The organism is Flavobacterium sp. B167r (genome assembly GCF_056824315.1).
Genome location: NZ_CP124859.1, coordinates 333,865 through 352,649 on the forward strand (window position 1 = coordinate 333,865; position 18,785 = coordinate 352,649).

The 18,785-nt window shown below is 31.1% G+C and carries 15 protein-coding genes; all 15 read right to left on the bottom strand.

What is annotated here, in order from left to right:
* Window positions 1-8: 8 nt before the first annotated feature.
* A complete protein-coding gene (locus QLQ96_RS01615; protein WP_482494149.1) occupies window positions 9-1,049 on the bottom strand; it encodes a glycosyltransferase family 2 protein in 1,041 nt (346 codons plus the stop codon).
* Window positions 1,050-1,074: 25 nt separating this feature from the next.
* Complete coding sequence (locus QLQ96_RS01620; protein WP_482494151.1) at window positions 1,075-2,814, bottom strand: ABC transporter ATP-binding protein; 1,740 nt, start codon at window positions 2,812-2,814, stop codon at window positions 1,075-1,077.
* A gap of 77 nt (window positions 2,815-2,891) precedes the next feature.
* The gene (locus QLQ96_RS01625) at window positions 2,892-3,911 is read right to left on the bottom strand and encodes a GDP-mannose 4,6-dehydratase (protein ID WP_482494153.1); all 1,020 of its coding nucleotides are present in this window, start codon (window positions 3,909-3,911) and stop codon (window positions 2,892-2,894) included.
* Complete coding sequence (locus tag QLQ96_RS01630) at window positions 3,908-4,789, bottom strand: NAD-dependent epimerase/dehydratase family protein (protein ID WP_482494155.1); 882 nt, start codon at window positions 4,787-4,789, stop codon at window positions 3,908-3,910. Before QLQ96_RS01630 ends, QLQ96_RS01625 begins: the two co-directional genes overlap by 4 nt.
* Before the next feature lie 15 nt (window positions 4,790-4,804).
* On the bottom strand, window positions 4,805-6,109 hold the full coding sequence (rfbH, locus tag QLQ96_RS01635) for a lipopolysaccharide biosynthesis protein RfbH (protein WP_482494157.1): 1,305 nt from the start codon (window positions 6,107-6,109) through the stop codon (window positions 4,805-4,807).
* A 35-nt stretch (window positions 6,110-6,144) separates the two neighbouring features.
* Complete coding sequence (locus tag QLQ96_RS01640) at window positions 6,145-7,863, bottom strand: thiamine pyrophosphate-binding protein (RefSeq protein ID WP_482494159.1); 1,719 nt, start codon at window positions 7,861-7,863, stop codon at window positions 6,145-6,147.
* A gap of 6 nt (window positions 7,864-7,869) precedes the next feature.
* Window positions 7,870-8,781 (bottom strand): NAD-dependent epimerase/dehydratase family protein, encoded by a 912-nt coding sequence (locus tag QLQ96_RS01645; protein ID WP_482494160.1) that lies wholly within the window; start codon window positions 8,779-8,781, stop codon window positions 7,870-7,872.
* The gene (gene rfbG / locus QLQ96_RS01650; RefSeq protein ID WP_482494162.1) at window positions 8,774-9,865 is read right to left on the bottom strand and encodes a CDP-glucose 4,6-dehydratase; all 1,092 of its coding nucleotides are present in this window, start codon (window positions 9,863-9,865) and stop codon (window positions 8,774-8,776) included. Before rfbG ends, QLQ96_RS01645 begins: the two co-directional genes overlap by 8 nt.
* Window positions 9,859-10,635 (bottom strand): glucose-1-phosphate cytidylyltransferase, encoded by a 777-nt coding sequence (rfbF, locus tag QLQ96_RS01655; RefSeq protein WP_482494164.1) that lies wholly within the window; start codon window positions 10,633-10,635, stop codon window positions 9,859-9,861. The genes rfbG and rfbF overlap by 7 nt, the downstream gene beginning before the upstream one ends.
* A gap of 15 nt (window positions 10,636-10,650) precedes the next feature.
* Complete coding sequence (locus QLQ96_RS01660; protein WP_482494166.1) at window positions 10,651-11,679, bottom strand: FAD-binding oxidoreductase; 1,029 nt, start codon at window positions 11,677-11,679, stop codon at window positions 10,651-10,653.
* 23 nt (window positions 11,680-11,702) lie between these two features.
* Window positions 11,703-12,770 carry a Wzz/FepE/Etk N-terminal domain-containing protein gene (locus QLQ96_RS01665; RefSeq protein ID WP_482494167.1) on the bottom strand — a complete coding sequence of 356 codons (1,068 nt, stop codon included), beginning with the start codon at window positions 12,768-12,770 and terminating at the stop codon, window positions 11,703-11,705.
* A gap of 8 nt (window positions 12,771-12,778) precedes the next feature.
* Window positions 12,779-15,307: an SLBB domain-containing protein gene (locus tag QLQ96_RS01670; RefSeq protein WP_482494169.1), complete on the bottom strand. Its 2,529-nt coding sequence runs from the start codon at window positions 15,305-15,307 to the stop codon at window positions 12,779-12,781.
* 51 nt (window positions 15,308-15,358) lie between these two features.
* Window positions 15,359-16,405 (bottom strand): dTDP-glucose 4,6-dehydratase, encoded by a 1,047-nt coding sequence (gene rfbB / locus QLQ96_RS01675; RefSeq protein ID WP_482494171.1) that lies wholly within the window; start codon window positions 16,403-16,405, stop codon window positions 15,359-15,361.
* A gap of 11 nt (window positions 16,406-16,416) precedes the next feature.
* Window positions 16,417-17,424, bottom strand: a complete 1,008-nt coding sequence (locus QLQ96_RS01680) for a mannose-1-phosphate guanylyltransferase (RefSeq protein WP_482494172.1) — start codon at window positions 17,422-17,424, stop codon at window positions 16,417-16,419.
* Between the two features lie 29 nt (window positions 17,425-17,453).
* Window positions 17,454-18,743, bottom strand: coding sequence for a nucleotide sugar dehydrogenase (locus QLQ96_RS01685; protein WP_482494173.1), 1,290 nt, complete (start codon window positions 18,741-18,743; stop codon window positions 17,454-17,456).
* Window positions 18,744-18,785: the final 42 nt, after the last annotated feature.

Genomic DNA, 18,785 nt, shown 5'->3' on the forward strand with positions numbered 1-18,785 from the left:
ACAAATTATTATTTTAAGACAACTCTATATAAGAAACCCGAAAATTTTTTCACATCTGTCCATAAATGAATTCTAAAAAATATATTGGTCAACCATGAAGTTGATTTTTTATTGATAGCTTTTTCGATATAACCATTATAAAATGAATACCCTATCTTCAATAATTCCAACCGACCAATATCTCTTCTTTCCATTCTATAATGAGCACATAACTTTTCATTTTCCATTACACTTTTAAAACCAAAAGTCGCGGCATCAAACTCCCGAAAGAAAATTTTTTTTAGAAGTTTATTCTTTTCATTATTTGACATTGGCAGTGACTGTAAATGTTTTACAAAATTTACAGCCAGTTTTAATCTACATTCTGGACTAAAAAAGGCAGTTTTAGAATTTCCCTTAGTTGTAGCTGATTTATGTTTAACTACTCTATCTCCGGTTTCGGGAGTAAATAACGAATCATGATAGATTATACCATCTCCTCTTAAACTCAGTTCTGCAAAAATAAATTCAAGTGGAAATAAGTCTACAAATTCATAATCTGAAAAATTCTCAACTATATTTAATTGCTTTATTTTTTCATTGTTAAAAAAATATCCAGTAGGATGGCGAGTTATATATGCGAGATTATTTAATGCTTCATTACCTTTATAAAATATTTCAAACAACTCTTTATTCTTAGAATTGTACTCACAATACCCAAAAGAGACGTTTTGGTTATTTATTAGAAAAGTTTTAAACTTATTAATTTTTTCCGTATCAACATGGTCATGGTCTGTGCAATACACTAAAAATTTACCGCGCCCTTTATCCAAAACATTTATCATGTTAAAAAGGGCTCCTTTGTTTTCATAATTAGTGTAGACAGAAAGTCTTGAATCATTTATTTCTTTTATACGATTATAGGTATCATCAGTTGATCCATTGTCTAATACAGTAACTTCAATATTTGGATCATCATTTTTTAAAATACTAGTTACAAGCCTAAACAAACTATTAAAATTATTATATGTTGGTATGCAAAAACTAAGTTCAATATCTTTATTACACATTTTTTATTTAAAATTCATTCTATAATTAGACAATCGTCGATTTAACAATATGCCCTTTTCCAAGTTCGATAATTTCAGAGCAAAAACTAAGAGTATTTAATCTGTGAGCAATAACCAATATTGTAATTTCATCACTTAAAGATTCTATTGCGGATATAACTTCTTTTTCTGTTCCTTCATCTAAAGCACTTGTTGCTTCATCTAAAACTATAATGTCTGCTTGTTTATATAAAGCTCTGGCAATACCAATTCGTTGACACTGACCTCCTGATAATTGAACACCTCTTTCACCTACTCGTGTTTCGTATTTTTGTGGCCAAGTATTTATGATATCATCCAGTTGCGCTTGTTTAGCCGCTTTTATGACTCTATCTTTATCTATTAATTCTGGAGGAATACCAAAAGCTATATTATTCTCTATAGTATTATCAGACAAGAAAACGGTCTGAGGAACATGAGCTATATGTTTTTGCCATAAACTTCGATTTAAATCTGTTATTTTATTTCCATCTACAATAAGATCTCCCTCAGTTGGATCTAAAAGCCCCATTATAATATCAATTAAAGTGCTTTTTCCACAACCTGTAGGTCCGACAAAACCAATACGAGATCCTTTGGTAATCTTTAAATCGATATTTTTAAGTACAACAGATTTATCATTATATTTGAAGGAAACATTGTTTAATATAATTTCCTTTTCAAAAGAGAATGCCTGAATGCCATGATTTAAATTTTCAGGGAGCGGTTGCTTTAATAGTTCAATAACGTCTTTTAATGAAGATTGAGAACCAGCTATTGTAGACCATGATGCATATAAGACTTGCGCATTTGGCAATAAACGTTGTAAACCTAAAGTTAAGGCAACTATACTTGGCATCGCACTTAAAAACCCTCCAGTTAAAGTTAAAGTGTAGGATAAAAATGCTATTAAGATCATGCCTAATGAAATTAGTAAGAATCCTGGTATTTGACTAATAATTTGATTATTACCTTGAGCTCGACGTAAAATAAAATTTGTATTACTATAAGTATCTACAAAACTTTCTTGACTACCATCAATTAACACATCACGAACACCACTTAGTCCCTCCTGCAAGTTTTTAATTATATTACTTGATTCTTTTGCAATAGTTGCGCTACTCCTTTTTAACTTGTCTTTTGTCAATTTAATAATTAAACCATAGATTAAAATCAATATGCCAATTGAAATCAAAGCTACACTAGGTATAATTACTAAAAGAGTGACTAACAATGTGACACATAATACTGTTGAATTGATTAGATTAAATACCGGCATCAAAATATAGAAAATAACTTCACTTACCTTAACCCAAATACCATTTATTACATCACTACTATTACGAGAAACATGTACTGCGTATGGTTGATATAAAGTTCGTCTATAAATGTCATTGCTTAAATCTCTTCCTAAAGCAAAGGATAATCTTACTGAAGTCCAAGTTAATATTATCCTCATAGCAGCCGCTAAAAGTATCGAAACAGAAAAAAGAATAGTTATGGCTAGTACAATTTGATTTGGAAAAGTAATCTTAAATGTTTCTAGAAAAAATTTTATTATTGGATAATCCAAAACTTTATTAGGTTCTGTTAGTACCTTAAAAAAAGGAAACACAGCTCCAATAGTTAAAATCTCAGCAAACGATACAAGAATCATTAAAATCATTAGAAGTTTAAACTGCAAACGTCTACGTTTTTCAATATGTCTCCAAATTATTTTAATATTTTTAAAAATAGAATTATTCATTATTTATTTGCTGTAATTTGATTTTAGTCACTTGTTTTTTAATAGACAATTAGTACATCTAAATCAATTAATTTTAATTATTGTTTCGTAATCCAATCAAACATTCTCTCAATTCCACTAAAAGAAGACACTTCTGGTTTCCATTTAAGTATATTTTCTGCTTTAGTAATATCTGCAACAAAAACCCTTTGATCGCTTTCACGTACTGGTATTTTAGTAAAATTCAACTTCGCATGGGAGATATTTTCCAGCATATCGAATAATTCCAATAATGACAGACTATTATCAATACCTCCACCAACATTGAAAGCTTGACCTTTAGCTTTATCAATATTGTTTATAGCTGCTAAATAAAGTCTTTTCATATCATCTGCATGAAGAACATCTCTTACTTGTTTACCTGTTCCTGATATGGTAAATGGTTCAGAATTTAGTCCATTTTTAGCTTCATAAGCTTTTTGGCAAAACCATCCCACCCATCCTTGGTCATATGTAGCAAATTGACGACCTCCATACATAGATGAGTGCCTAAATACAACTGTATTCAGATCAAAAATTCTCGCATAATCAAGCATATATTGGTCAGCAGCACCTTTTGAACAACCATAAGGAGAGTGAAAATCTAACTGAGTCTTTTCATCAAAACCATTTGGTTTTTCAATACATTCAAATCTATAGTCTGTCTCGTTGTATTTAAACTGTTCCAAATCTCCGTATACCTTATTTGTTGACGAGTAAACAACTATAGCTTCTTTAGCATATAATTTTACAGCTTCTAATAAATTAACTGTTCCTAATACGTTTATTTCAAAATCCATTCTAGCATTTGCAATAGAAGTTGTCATAGCAACTTGTCCTGCTAAATGAAAAATAGCATCCGGTTTGAAAGATTGGATTACACGTGTAATATCATTTTGATTTCTAATATCACCATGTTCAAATTTAAATTTACCTTGAGATTCAAGCCATCCTAAATTTAAACGTGACCCTTCTCTATATAGATTATCAAATAAAACAACTTCATCTCCTCTTAATATTGCATCAGAAGCTAAATTGCTTCCCAAAAAACCACATCCTCCTGTTATTAATAATTTCATGCTTTTTGATCTTTAATAGTTAACATTAATCCTTCTTCTAAACTAAATTTACAACTCCACCCCAACTCTTTCAAAGCAGCAATACTTGCCTTTGATTTCATTACTTCGCCTACTCGATATGGCACAGCCCCAAATTCTAAATTAATATTTGATTTTGTAATTTCATGAACTGTTTCTACAAATTTCCTGATTGTCACAGACTTTCCACTACCTACATCATATTCAGAAAAATAGACATTATTAAGCTTTTCCCTATTTAGCACTGCCAAATAAGCCGAAACTACATCATCTATGTAAATAAAATCCCTACTTTGCTCACCAAGTGTTAATTTAAGTGCTGTTTCATTTGACAAACAATTATTGATAACATAAGATGTAAATTTAGAATCATCATCTCCGGGACCATAAAAATGCTCTAATCGCATATTTATAAATTCTATTCTATTTCTCATAGAATAAAATTTACCCCAATCAAGAAGATGATTTTTAGAAAGAGAATATAAATTAAGGAATTTATCAAGAATTGTATCTGTGTTAATAAATTTACTAACATTAGCGACACTTGCTCCATCAAGCAATTTTAATGGAAAGCTTGTATTTGCATCAAAAATTTCCCATGGCGTTTCATTATTTCTTCCATAACTTGTAGCTGTATGTATAACTACATCTATTTTATATTTAGTTTGAAAAAAATTTGCTAAATCAATATCTTCAATATCATATAAATGAATTTCAGATAAAATTGCTTGAATTCTTTTTAAAGAAGAAGATCTTCTTTTTAAAGCAATAACAGTATATCCCTGCTTTACCAATTCTATAGCCAGATTGCTTCCTAAAAAACCAGTAACACCAGTAATTAAAATTGTTTTGGTATTCATCAAGAATATTTCCCTTTAAGAATTTAAATATTCACGAATAACATTTGCTATATAATCATAATGGCTCTCATTTAACCCAGGCCAAACACCTAACCAAAATGATTGGTTCATAATAGTATCTGTATTTGTTAAATCACCAACAACACGATGCTCAATATTAGCATAAGCAGGCTGTCTTAGTAAATTACCTCCAAACAATAAACGTGTACCAATTTTATTTTTTTCTAAATGTTGCACTAACATATGACGATCATTTGCATCTCCTTCTCTAAGCGTTAATAAAAAGCCAAACCAAGATGGTTCTGAATTTTGAGTTGGTTCTGGAAGTATAAATACCTCTTCAAATTCTTTCATACGTTCATACAAGGCTGCGTAGTTTTCTTTTCTACGTTGTACAAACTGATCTATTTTTTTTATTTGAGATACTCCAAAAGCGGCTTGCATATCTGTCACTTTAAGATTAAATCCTATATGTGAATAAGTGTACTTATGATCATATCCATATGGTAATGTACCTAATTGCTGCCCGAAACGACATCCACAAGTGTCATCTTTTCCTGGCTCACAATAACAATCACGTCCCCAATCACGGAAGCTTTCTGCAAGTTTTGATAAAACTGGATTGTTTATTAAAACAGCCCCACCTTCTCCCATTGTAATATGGTGCGCTGGATAAAAAGAAAATGTAGCTATATCTCCAAATGTTCCTGTTTTTTTTCCTTTATAAGTTGCTCCAAGTGAATCACAGTCATCTTCAACAACCCAAAGATTGTATTTCTTAGCAACGCGCATTACTTCATCCAAATCAAATGGATTTCCAAGGGAATGAGCTATCATTATAGCCTTTGTTTTAGGTGTAACTGCTGCTTCGAGCATATCTGCTTTAACATTGTGTGTAGCAATGTCAACATCTATAAATACAGGAATGGCACCAAATTGAATTATTGGATTTACAGTAGTTGGAAAACCAGCTGCTACAGTAATAACTTCATCACCAGGCTTAATGGCTCTTTCACCTAATTTTGGAGAAGTTAAAGCATAAAAAGCTACTAAATTGGCAGAAGAACCTGAATTAACTAATAATGATCTATGTGCTCCAAAATAAGCCGCGAAATCAGCCTCAAACTTATTAGCAAAACGACCCGCAGTTAACCAACCATCAAGAGCGGCATCTACTCCCATTAGAATATCTTCCTCATCTAACACTTTACCTGTAACTGGTATATAGTTTTCTCCAGCAATTATAACTTGAGTTGATTTCTTTTTTGCTATTTCCCTTAAACTATTTATTAGAGAATCTTCTTTTAAATTTTGTAACATATGATTTTATCTTTAACAGTGTTTTTTTTCTTTTTTTATGTAGCTTCCATTGCTATTGGCTTAGCAAATGGTTCCATTTCTGTGATTGGCCTTCCAAAAGCAATTTTAGGATACGTATTTGTATGAGGATCAATCATGACTTGAAGTAATTGGGGTTTGCCTTCATTTTCAATACTCCATAACCAATCAATTGCTTCTTCAATTTCTCCATGACTTTCAATTGTTTTTGATTCAATTCCATAAGCAATAGCCACTTTAGCAAAATCAGGTGCATCGTATCCCCAATAAGTTGATTGATAACGAGATTCAAAATAACTATCCTGAAATTGTCTTATCATTCCTAAAGTTCTATTATTTAAAACAATGATTTTTATTGGCAGTTTGTTCCTAACAATTGTTTGTAATTCTTGGATATTAATTTGCATACAACCATCTCCCACTAAAACAACAACAGGTTTATTATTCAATGCAATACTTGCCCCAATTCCTGCTGGTAATGAAAATCCCATAGCCCCCATTCCTCCTGAGGTCAAAAAATGCTGTCCATCATATAGTTCTAACGATTGTGCTGCCCACATTTGGTGACTTCCAACATCTGCCAAATAAACTTTTGCTTTCTTAGATTTATTAGAAAGTAAATGCATAAAGGCATTAGGATTAATCCCTTTAGGATCAAGCTCTTTAATATCTGGCCAGATATTTTTCAAATTAATTATATAATCATTCCATTCTTCATTTAAAACAAAAGAGATTTTAGATGCTGATTTTTTAAAATCTTTAAAGAAAAAATTTAAATCCGTTATAATGGCTTCACATCCTTTAACACGATTATTAACTTCTCCTTTTTCGCAGTCAATATGATATATTTTTCTATTTTCAATAAATTTAGTATCCGCTCCTGTTTGTCTAATATCTAATCTACTTCCTAAAACAATTAGTAAATCACATTCTCCAAAAACAATATTTGCCCATCTATTACCATAACTCCCGATAAATCCTACTCGTTGCAAATTATCGTAACTAATAGAATCTAATCCTAAAAGAGTAGTAACTACAGGAATCTTTGTTTCTTTTAAAAACTCCTCGAATAAATCTTGGCTTTTACTTGCTTTTATTCCTCTACCTGATAAAATAAGTGGTCTTTTAGCCTTTTTGATATCTTGGATTAAATTTTCTAAAACGGAAGAATCAATTTCTGAATATTTAATACTATTGTTGACAAAAGAATTATCTTCTATTTGAATTCGTTGAACATCCATTGGAATATCGATTAGAACTGGACCTGGCCTACCTTCCAATGCTATTTTAAAAGCACTTTCAAACACATTTGGAATCTCACCGGCATCATTTATTTGAAAACAAGCTTTAGTTATTGGCTTTGCCATTGTAACAATATCTGTTTCTTGAAAACCTAGCTGTCTAATCTCTCTATCTCCCTTTAGTTCATGTCTATTTACTTGACCAGTAATAAAAATTGCTGGAGTAGAATCAAAATAACAACTACCAATACCTGTTAATAAATTTGTAGCGCCTGGTCCTGATGTAGCCAAAGCTACGCCTGGTAAGCCCGTAATTCTACCGTATCCTTCAGCAGCAAAAGCAGCGGCTTGCTCATGATGCATTGTTATTATATTTATATCTGTTTTTTGATTTAATGAATCCAGTAAATGAGTTATCATACCACCAGATAATTCAAATACACTTTTGATTCCTTTTTTCATCAAAAAATCAGCAATAAAATCAGAAGCTTTCATGATAATTTATTTTTTTAAATAATAATTCAAAGTATGCTTTAAAGCAACATCGAAATTTGAAAATTCTATTTTTCCAATTTGAGAAGTTATTTTTTCAATATTACCTTCCAAATGCATCGATTGGCCTTCTCTATAATTTAGAGATCCAAAATTCAAAATGAAATCTGGATTAACATAATTCTTTATATTTTCAATTAATAACTTGATTGTTATAGTATTATCTGACGATATGTTATAAACTCCAGAATCTACATTTTTGATTATTATTTTTCTAATTATTTCGGCAAAATCCTTAATATACATATATGAATATTTTTGCTCGCCAAAAGTGAGATTCATTTCATTGTCCTTCAACATTGAATTCACTAAGGAGGGAATAAGCCAATTTGAATTTTCTTTTTCACCAAATAAAGAGAAAATTCTTAACCAAATCCAATTTATATTATTTGTAAGGCAGAAGCTTTTCATAAGTTCTAAACAAGCCAGTTTCGTACCTGCATAAGCATTTAAAGCTCTTGCGGGAAAATCTTCATCGATTTTTCTTTCTATAAAACCATATTCAGCTTGCGATCCTAAAAAAATAATCTCTTTAACACCAACTTTTTTTGCAACTTCTAATATTCTAACAAAAAAAGTAATATTTTTAGATTGTTCAATCCAATTATTTCTATTATCAGCTTCCACGCCAATCCATGCACCATGAATTATTGTATCAAATGAGTACTGATTTAATTGATTTTCAAATAATCCGTCTTCATCAATATCGACCCACTCTATCCTCTTACTAAATTCTTCACATCTCCAAGTATCGGAATTTTTACGTTTCAAACCAATTACACCAATACCATTAGCTATAAGATTTTCAGCTAAATGAGAACCTAAAAAACCAGTAATACCAGTTATTAAAACTTTACGCATTAATAAAATTAATAATTTGAGATTCTGTGTAGGAATTTATAGAATGAAGATTATTATTAAATTCACTATACCAATCCATTGTCATGCTCACTGCCTGCTCAGCATTCATTTTTGGTTGCCATTTCAATTCTGATATTGCTTTACTGATATCTAATTTCAAGAGCCCTGCTTCGTGTGGTTGAGCTTCGTCATTTTCAATAACATATTCACCTTTACCCCAACTTTTAATTGTCAATTTTAACATTTCTTCAACTGGTAATGCATCAGAAAGATGAGGCCCAAAATTATAAGATTGACTGAAATCTAATGGTTTTTCATTTAAATTTGAACCTAATAATAAGTATCCCACGACTGGCTCCAAAACATGTTGCCAAGGCCTTACTGAATTTGGATTTCGTATAACTACTGGTTTTTCAATTGCAAATGCTTTAGCCACATCAGGAATTAAACGATCTTTTGACCAATCTCCACCACCAATAACATTTCCTGCTCTCGCAACAGCAAGTGACTTGTTATGAACACCATAAGTCTTGCTATTAAAAAAAGAATTACGATAGGAGTCTATTACTAACTCAGCACATGCCTTACTTGCACTGTAAGGATCATATCCACCTAACCTATCGTTTTCTCGATAAGGATAAATCCATTCATTATTATGATACACTTTATCTGTAGTGATAAGTACAACTTCACATTTCTTTTTTAACAAGCGAACACCATCAAGAACATTTGCTGTCCCTATAACATTAACTTCAAATGTTTCTGAAGGGATATCATATGATAATCGAACTAAGGGTTGTGCTGCCAAATGAAAAACAAAGTCAGGCTGAAAGTCAATAATTTCTTTCTCTAAACGTTTTTTATCTCTTAAATCAGCTATTACTGAATCACAGATAGAGTTTCCATTTATCAAATAAAATAAATCGTTTTTAGTATTTGGTTCTAATGCATAACCTTTAGTATCTGCTCCTAAGAGAGATAACGTTTTTAACATCCAAGATCCTTTAAAACCAGTATGACCAGTTAAAAAAACTTTTTTTCCGCTATATGTCTGTTTTAACTTCTGAAATAATGATTCTACCATGTTTTCCATTTTGCTTTGCCAGAACTCCACATTTCCTCTAATTCAACTCTATCACGGAGTGCATCCATACACTTCCAGAATCCATTGTGCTTAAAAGCTGCCAATTGCTGATCATTTGCTATAGCCCCTAATGGCTCTTTTTCCCACTGTACATCTTCGACATCTCCCTCAAGGTATTTAAAAATACCAGGCTCTAGGACAAAGAAGCCACCATTAATCCACATCCCGTCACCAGCAGGTTTTTCTACAAAGCTATCTACTTCTCCATGAGAATTAATTTCTAAATTACCAAAACGACCAGGCACTTGAACACTTGTTAAAGTAGCCAATCTACCATGAGATTTATGAAACTTGAGCAATTCAGACAAATCAACATCAGCAACACCATCACCATAGGTAAGCATAAAAGTCTCATCTTTCACATATTTCTGAATACGTTTCAATCTCCCTGCCGTATTTGTATAAAGTCCGGTATCTATCAAAGTTACTTTAAATGATTCTGTCTCTGAATAGTGAACATTAATGTTATTATTAGCTAATTCAATAGTAACATCTGAATTATGTAAATAATAATTATAAAAATATTCTTTGATAAAAGTTGCCTTATATCCTAAGCAAATTACAAACTCATTATAACCATGCTGTTCAAACATTTTAAGAATATGCCATAAAATTGGCTTTCCACCAATTTCTACCATTGGTTTAGGCCTAGCCTCTGTTTCTTCCATAAGGCGTGTGCCAAAACCACCCGCAAAAATTACTACTTTCATTATCTTTTTTTTACTTTATATTTCTAAACAAACATCACTCGTTAAAGGATAACTGCAACAAAGCAAGAATTCATTCTCTCTTAAGTCTTTTCTAGGTTTATCTAATCCGATCATTATTACTTGTCCTGATTTAACAATTGCCTTACAAGTACTGCAATTCCCTGTTTGACAAGAATAAGGTAATTCCAGACCTGCCTCTAAAGCTTCTTCTAAAATAGAATTACCACTAGTTACAATTATTTTATTGTCACTTTCTTTAAATTTTAAAACTATCTCTTGATCAACTATATCTTTAAAATCCTCAGGGTTTTTAACTAGTTCGAAATCTTCAGAAAACACGTTTTCTATGCCTTCTCCAAGATCAATTAATGATTGCTTTACTATATTTTTAAGTCCAACAGGTCCACAAATATAATGTTGTGTTGGATATTCAATACTTCCTAATAGCCTTTCTATGAATTTTGAATTGATTCTTCCACGATAATTATGTGAATCTTCATCAAAAAAGTCTTCTTTTGAATAAAAACTATAAATCTTAAAGCGATCTACGTAATTCTGTTTCAATTTCTCTAATTGGTCTTTAAAAATTACAGATGAATTAGATTTATTCCCGTAGATTAAATAAACATTGATTAGAGGCTTATTAACTAATAAATCTTTAATTATTGAAAAAAGAGGGGTTATACCACTTCCTACGCCCCAGAAAATTATGGATTTTATTGATTCATCTGTTTCAAATACAAAGTCGCCTAAAGGCTCCTGAACCTCTATTACATCATCAGCCTTTATAGTATCATTAATATAATTAGATACAATACCTCCAGGTACCCTCTTTACTGTTACATCAAGGGTAGAATCAATTATAGGTGTTGAAGAAAATGAGTAAGGTCTAATATATCTTCTACCATTAATTCTAAACTGAAGAGTTAAATATTGACCTGCTAAATACTTTATTTTTTTTAGCCCAGGTTGTTTAAAGCATATTGTTACTGTGTCATCAGTTTCTTTACGAACTTCATGAACTTTTAAAGTATAATTTTTCATTTTATTTATTCATATCAATAAATCTACTCCATTAAGTGTTTCAATAATCTCCTAAAGATTAAAAAGAAAACAATTAAAAAGCCACCTAAAAAGCCACCAATAAATATGCCTTTTATTTTTCCAAAACGCTCCTTAGGCAATGGCAAAATTGGTCTATCAATTACCTGAATTAATGGTGTTTCTTTTCTTAAAGTTACCTTAGCCAATTCAGCTTGTTTAACTAATTCTGTTAATATGGCAGTATTGGCTTGTACATCAACTTGTCTTCTAGAAGAAGGAGCACGTCGAATATTTAATGCCGGATTCAAATTAAAAGTATTATCAGTAGCAACCGCTACCCCAGTAATGGCCCCATTTAATTCTTTTCTAATAGAGTCCACTTGACGCTCTAAAATATCCATGTTAATTCTCGCTTTTTTACTTTTTGTTTCAACATAAAAAGATCCGACTTGTCTTGCTAAGGCTTCACAAAAGTATTTCGAAAACAATTCATCTTGAGAAGAAACATCAATATTTACAATAGCAACTTTTTTATCTTTTTGACCTACTTTCAAAGTTCCTTGGGATAGATTTTTATACATAACTCCAATAATACTATCTTTAATTCTCGTAAATTTTGTACGATCATCATTTGGAAGAAATTCAATGCCAGCCAATTTAGGGTCTTTATTCCAGTTTTTACGCCAATCGTTTTTTTGAATATACATTTCTGCTAAAGAAATCTTTTTCCCATCTAAAGTAATAGGTGATAACAAAGTTTTTTCGACCATCGCCCTTGACTTAAACAATTCTGTCAGGTTAGATCCAGTAAAAATTCCACCTCCACTTCCTCCTAAATCTAAACCAAAAGAACTAGCAAAGCCTAATGCTCCTCCTAATCCTCCAGATTTATCATCCTCTAATGCAAAAGAAAGCGTTGCGGTATAAATTGTTTTTCTAGAAAAAGAATAGCCTAATCCTAATATTGCTCCAACTAATCCAACTAATAAAATAATTTTCCAGTTTGAAAGCAAATATCTGCACCACTCTACTGCCTTTTCTAATAATTCTCTTAATGACACCTCATTATTTTGTGTATTTGAATTATCCATGAAATTACTTATTTAAATGCTGTAAGAATTAATAATGCTAAACTAGAAATTACACTCCCTATACCTACCCATTCACCTGCTGTCATCTTTTTCTTTTCAGGTTTTTCAGGAACTACAATTTGCGAATCAGGAGTAACTTTTGGATATGATCTAAAAAACAAGAAAGAGCCTGTCACAGCAGCTTTACCATTTGGATAAACAATATATGATTTTCTTTTCCATCCCTTACTGTTTACTCCCCCAACAGAATTAATGTAATATTTAAATCCTTTACCACTTCTATATGGAATTTCAGAAGTTAACAATACATTTCCTGTAACTTTCACCCCTTCATTATAAATAGCAACCTCAATTTCATCATCAGGAAACAAAGTAACATTAGAATAATGATTTTTATCTTTTACGATTTTTTCCCAATTTACAGGTATTGTTGCATATTTTGTTTTTTCTTTAAGTTTTTTAGAAAATTTATCGTCAAAAGGATTTTTAAGTGTATCCTTATTTTTCTCATTTAATCTTTCATCATCTCCATCAGAAGTCGTAGCTTCTTTTTTTTCCTTAATTTCTTTTTTTCCACTAATATTAATATTTTCCAATTGTTCTATTTGTTCTTCTTTGATAGGTCTTTTTATTTTCATACCATCAAGATTTGCAATAGATGTGAGTCCTCCAGCTCTCATCACAATATTATAAACTGTTTCTTTTTTATTAGCTAAAACATATTTTCCTGGATAAGTAACTGCGCCAATAACTTTAACCATTTCAGGTTTTTCATAAACTGCCATCCTACGGATATTTATAACATCAAATGGTTTTAAAACGAAGTTTTTAATTTGCTCGTTATTATCTGCTGTAATTTCAAGTTCAACTAATTCTATACGTTTCGGATCGGCATCATCTATCACATCTGACTTTACCATTCTTGCTATTTCTACTCTTTTAGAAGCTGAACCCGTCAATCCACCTACCTGAACAACTAAATCATTTAATGTTAAATTTTCAAAATACTCGTACTCACCTGGATTTTTTACCTCTCCATCAATAGTAATTTTATATTCTTCTCTAAAATCAAGAATTGAATAAACTGTAATAATATCTTCTCGCTTTAATTCAACATCAGCATTTAAATCCCCCGACATAGCATTTCCTAAATCTATATTTACAATTTCAGTTGTTAAATCAGTTTTCAAACGGATAATTCTTGCTCTTTTAGTGTAAGCGTCTTCTTTAAGACCTTCAGCGCGTATTATAAGATCAGATATTCTCATACCTTCATTATAAGAATAATAGTCTGGTCTAAAAACTGCACCCTCAATTTTTATACGATTTTCAAATCGATTTAAAATTTTAGTTACTCTAAATACATCTCCAGATTGAGGAGTGTAAGAATTATATTCGCTTTCATTTATATCATGAACTTTAAACTCTTTACCTGTTTTCTGAAGCACATTTACAGATGCTGTGTAAGCAAACTCGTTAAATCCGGACGCAAAATTTAAAAGATCAGAAAATTTCTCTCCTTTTTTCATTTCGAAAATTCCAGGACGTTTTACTTCACCTTCTACAACAACTCGTTCAGTATATGCGGGAATTCTGATTACATCATTATCCCTTAAATTCACATTATCTGATTGATCTCCTTTTACTAAAAACTTATAGATATCAATATTTTTAAAGACCTTATTATTTCGGATTAATTCTATATTTCTGTAACTACCATTCTTTCCTGGCCCACCTGCTAGATGCAAAGCATTATAAACAGAAGCGAGGGACGAAATTGAATAATTCCCAGGCTGTTTTCCTCCTACGATTGTTATTTTGATAGTCCTTATCTCACTTAAACTTACACTAACTTGCGACTGTCCTGATCTAACTGTACTATAAACTTTTGCTATAGCCGCTTTTATTTTTTGTGAAGCAGCTTCAATAGACATTCCTGCCACTGAAATTTGACCAACATTTTGAACAGCAATTTTTCCTTCAAAATTTACAGAAACGGTGTCGTCAAATTGCTGAACACCATAAACACTAAGTTCTAATTTATCTCCTGGGCCAAGAACATAATTTACTGGAGTAGCCATTTTCAAATCTGGTTCAAAATTTAAATTAGGCTTATCGAATAATTCAGATCCGAAAATCAAGGCGTTTAGTGAATCTTTAATTTTTTCATTTTTAATTTTCTCTTGTTTCCTTTTAAAATCAGAGTCTTTTTCTTTCTTTTTTAATTTATCTTCCTTTTCTTTATCTTTATCCTCATCTTTGCCTTTAGAATACTTTTTTTCGTACTCAGTAACTCTAATTTTTAATTTATTAAATTCAACTTGACTCATTCCTTTCGATAAGGCCATAGACTCTACATCATCTATAGTTGCTTTATTACTCTTTAATTGAGAAATAATTTTAGCTATATCGTCATCTGACATATAATCAACCTTTACTGTACTTAAGTCATTGGACTTTAGAATATCTTGAGCATGTGCATTAAAAGACATTAGCAAAATAAAAAACAGTGAAAGAACGTAAATTGCCTTTTTCATATATAATTTAGATTTTAAACTTAAAAATTTGGTTTAAAAGAGTGATGAGATTTATGAATATTGTTTTCGATAATAATCTTTGTAAGAACCAGATGTTACATTCTGCAACCATTCTTCGTTATTCAGATACCAATTAATGGTTTTCTCTAAACCTTCTTCAAAAGTAACTGAAGGTTTCCAACCTAATTCTTTATTAATTTTTGAGGCATCAATAGCATAACGCAAATCATGACCCGGTCTGTCTTTTACATAAATAATTAGTTTTTCAGAAGCACCAGCTTCTCTTCCTAGTTTACTATCCATAATTTTACATAACAATTTAACCAGATCAATATTTTTCCATTCATTAAATCCTCCTATATTATAGGTTTCATGGTTTTTACCTTCATGAAAAACTAAATCTATTGCAATTGCATGGTCTTCTACAAAAAGCCAATCCCTAGTATAATTTCCATCTCCATAAACAGGTAATGGCTTATTATTTATAATATTATTAATAAAAAGAGGAATCAATTTTTCAGGAAAATGATATGATCCATAATTATTTGAACAATTAGTTAAAACATATGGAAGTCCGTAAGTTTCTCCGTAAGCTCTAACAAAATGGTCTGAACTTGCTTTTGAAGCTGAATATGGAGAATTTGGATCATAAGGAGTCTCTTCAGTAAACAGTCCTGTTGTTCCTAATGAGCCATAAACTTCATCTGTGCTTATGTGATAAAACCTTTTACCATCAAAATTATCTTTCCATTGATTTTTAGCAGCATTTAATAAATTCATTGTTCCAATAACATTTGTTTTTACAAATGCCAAAGGATCTTCAATCGAACGATCTACATGAGATTCTGCAGCTAAATGTAAAACTCCGTCGAAGTTGTGAAGTTCAAAAAGTTTATTTATAAAACTTTCGTCAATAATATCTCCTTTTACAAAAGTGTAATTAGATTCATTCTCAATATCTTTTATATTTTCAAGGTTTCCCGCATAGGTTAATGCGTCTAAATTGAAAATTTGATATTCTGGATATTTATTCACAAAACGTCTAACTACATGAGAACCAATAAAACCAGCACCTCCAGTTATAAGTATTTTTTTCATTTTAATGTTGTCTAATTTAGTAATTCAGAATTTTGTTTTTCCAATTCGGTATATACATCTTTCACATCTTGTGAATTTTCTTTTTGCAAAATTAGATTTGCTGTTTCAGTATAAACAAAAATAGTATTTTTCAAACCTAAAAAGGTAGTATGCTTACTACATCCAATAACCATGTTACCATTCAAATCTGTTGGATGGCCTTTTGAATTTAAATAATCATATACCGATTCAAATGAGCCTAAATCTGACCATGAAAAAGAGGCAGGAACAACTTTGATTTTTTTGCTTCGTTCCATTACTGCATAATCAATACTTATTGAAGGAATTTCCATTGATAAATCTAAATCTAAAAACCCATCTTTACTCTCCTCCCACACTTTTTTTGATTTCTCATAAACATCAGGTTGGAATTTTTTCAATTCTTCTAGGAGAACACTTGCTTTAAAACAAAACATTCCACTATTCCATAGAAAATTACCTTTTGATATAAACTCTTTTGCTGTAGTTTCATTTGGCTTCTCACGAAAAGAAATTACATTGTCCCCTTCTGCTTCAATATAACCATAACCTGTTTCTGGTTTCGTTGGAATAACACCAAAAGTCACGATAAATCCATCATTAGCTTTTGATACAGCTTCGCTTATTGCCTGATTATAATTCTCCATTTGGTCAATAATGTGATCAGAAGGAGTAATTACTAGAATATCATCCGGTTCAGATGCAAATGCTGCAAAAGCAATTGCTGCAGCGGTATTTCTTGGTGTTGCTTCAATAATATTTAAATAAGAAGTACTTGTTTTTTGCATTACTTTCCCACTTAGTTGATGATTATCTACATTTCCAACAACCATTACTTTATTGGCTAAATGACTATTTCGCTCAACAGTCATTTCAAACAAAGATTTCTCTTCAAATATTTCAAGATATTGTTTTGGCCTGCTTTTACGAGAAAGCGGCCATAATCTACTTCCAACTCCTCCTGTAAGGATTACGTGCGTTATAGTTTTATCTGAATTCATATATTTTAATTAAAAAAGAAGTTTAAATTCTAAAGTCTATTATCAGCTAAAGATCCTAAAACTCCTTTTACATCATAAATTAAACTTTTTTCTTTTTGTAAACTTGAAAGATCTATCTGAAGAAACTCTGTATGAGCAACTCCCAATACCAATGCGTCAAATTTATTGTTTGGTATAGAACTTAGGGTTACTAAATTATACTCTTTTTTAACATCATCAGCATTTGCAAGAGGATCAAAAACAGTAACTGCTATTCCATAATCCTTTAATGCTTTTACTACATCAACAATTTTAGTATTTCTTACGTCTGGACAATTCTCTTTGAAAGTAATCCCAAGCATTAGTAACTCAGCACCATTAACAGAAATACCTTTTTTAATCATTAACTTCACTATTTGTGAAGCTACATATTCTCCCATACTATCATTCAGACGTCTTCCTGCTAAGATTATTTCAGGGTGATAACCGAACTCTTGTGCTCTTTGTGCCAAATAATATGGATCTACACCAATGCAATGTCCTCCAACAAGACCCGGCTTAAAAGGTAAAAAGTTCCATTTTGTCGAGGCAGCTGTTAGCACTTCTTGGGTATCAATATTCATTAAATTGAAAATCTTAGCTAACTCATTAACAAAAGCAATATTAATATCTCGTTGTGAATTCTCAATAACTTTTGCTGCTTCGGCAACTTTTATTGTCGGTGCTAAATGTGTTCCAGCAGTAATTACTGACTTATATAAAGCATCTACTTTTAATCCTATTTCTGGTGTTGAACCTGATGTTACTTTCAATATTTTTTCGACTGTATGCTCTTTATCTCCTGGATTTATTCTCTCTGGCGAATATCCAGCAAAAAAGTCTTCATTAAATTTTAATTCAGAAACTCGTTCTAAAACAGGCACACATTGCTCTTCCGTTACTCCAGGATAAACAGTCGACTCATAAATAACAATATCTCCTTTTTTTAAAACTTTACCAACGGTTTCGCTAGATTTGTAAAGAGGTGTTAAATCTGGTCTATTGTTTTTATCAACTGGGGTAGGAACTGTAACAATGTAGTAATTACATTCAGCTATATCATTTAAAGAGGTAGTACAGTACAATCCTTCTGTTTCACTTGGTTTATCTACTAAAACCTGCTGTAAAACTTCATCTTCTACTTCTAAAGTTGTATCGGTTCCTGATTTTAAAGAACTAACTCTAGATTCATTTATATCAAAACCAATTACCGGATATTTTGTAGCAAATAATCGCGCTAAGGGTAATCCTACATAGCCTAAACCAATAACCGCTATTTTTACATTATTTTCCAACTTCATATTTTTTAATTTAATCTGGTCACTAAAACTCACAGCTTCGCC

Bases quoted from the DNA above. Each gene is read 5' to 3' on its own strand.
- QLQ96_RS01615 (WP_482494149.1), bottom strand. From the start codon at position 1,049: ATGTGTAATAAAGATATTGAACTTAGTTTTTGCATACCAACATATAAT.
- QLQ96_RS01620 (WP_482494151.1), bottom strand. From the start codon at position 2,814: ATGAATAATTCTATTTTTAAAAATATTAAAATAATTTGGAGACATATT.
- QLQ96_RS01625 (WP_482494153.1), bottom strand. From the start codon at position 3,911: ATGAAATTATTAATAACAGGAGGATGTGGTTTTTTGGGAAGCAATTTA.
- QLQ96_RS01630 (WP_482494155.1), bottom strand. From the start codon at position 4,789: ATGAATACCAAAACAATTTTAATTACTGGTGTTACTGGTTTTTTAGGA.
- rfbH (WP_482494157.1), bottom strand. From the start codon at position 6,109: ATGTTACAAAATTTAAAAGAAGATTCTCTAATAAATAGTTTAAGGGAA.
- QLQ96_RS01640 (WP_482494159.1), bottom strand. From the start codon at position 7,863: ATGAAAGCTTCTGATTTTATTGCTGATTTTTTGATGAAAAAAGGAATC.
- QLQ96_RS01645 (WP_482494160.1), bottom strand. From the start codon at position 8,781: ATGCGTAAAGTTTTAATAACTGGTATTACTGGTTTTTTAGGTTCTCAT.
- rfbG (WP_482494162.1), bottom strand. From the start codon at position 9,865: ATGGTAGAATCATTATTTCAGAAGTTAAAACAGACATATAGCGGAAAA.
- rfbF (WP_482494164.1), bottom strand. From the start codon at position 10,635: ATGAAAGTAGTAATTTTTGCGGGTGGTTTTGGCACACGCCTTATGGAA.
- QLQ96_RS01660 (WP_482494166.1), bottom strand. From the start codon at position 11,679: ATGAAAAATTATACTTTAAAAGTTCATGAAGTTCGTAAAGAAACTGAT.
- QLQ96_RS01665 (WP_482494167.1), bottom strand. From the start codon at position 12,770: ATGGATAATTCAAATACACAAAATAATGAGGTGTCATTAAGAGAATTA.
- QLQ96_RS01670 (WP_482494169.1), bottom strand. From the start codon at position 15,307: ATGAAAAAGGCAATTTACGTTCTTTCACTGTTTTTTATTTTGCTAATG.
- rfbB (WP_482494171.1), bottom strand. From the start codon at position 16,405: ATGAAAAAAATACTTATAACTGGAGGTGCTGGTTTTATTGGTTCTCAT.
- QLQ96_RS01680 (WP_482494172.1), bottom strand. From the start codon at position 17,424: ATGAATTCAGATAAAACTATAACGCACGTAATCCTTACAGGAGGAGTT.
- QLQ96_RS01685 (WP_482494173.1), bottom strand. From the start codon at position 18,743: ATGAAGTTGGAAAATAATGTAAAAATAGCGGTTATTGGTTTAGGCTAT.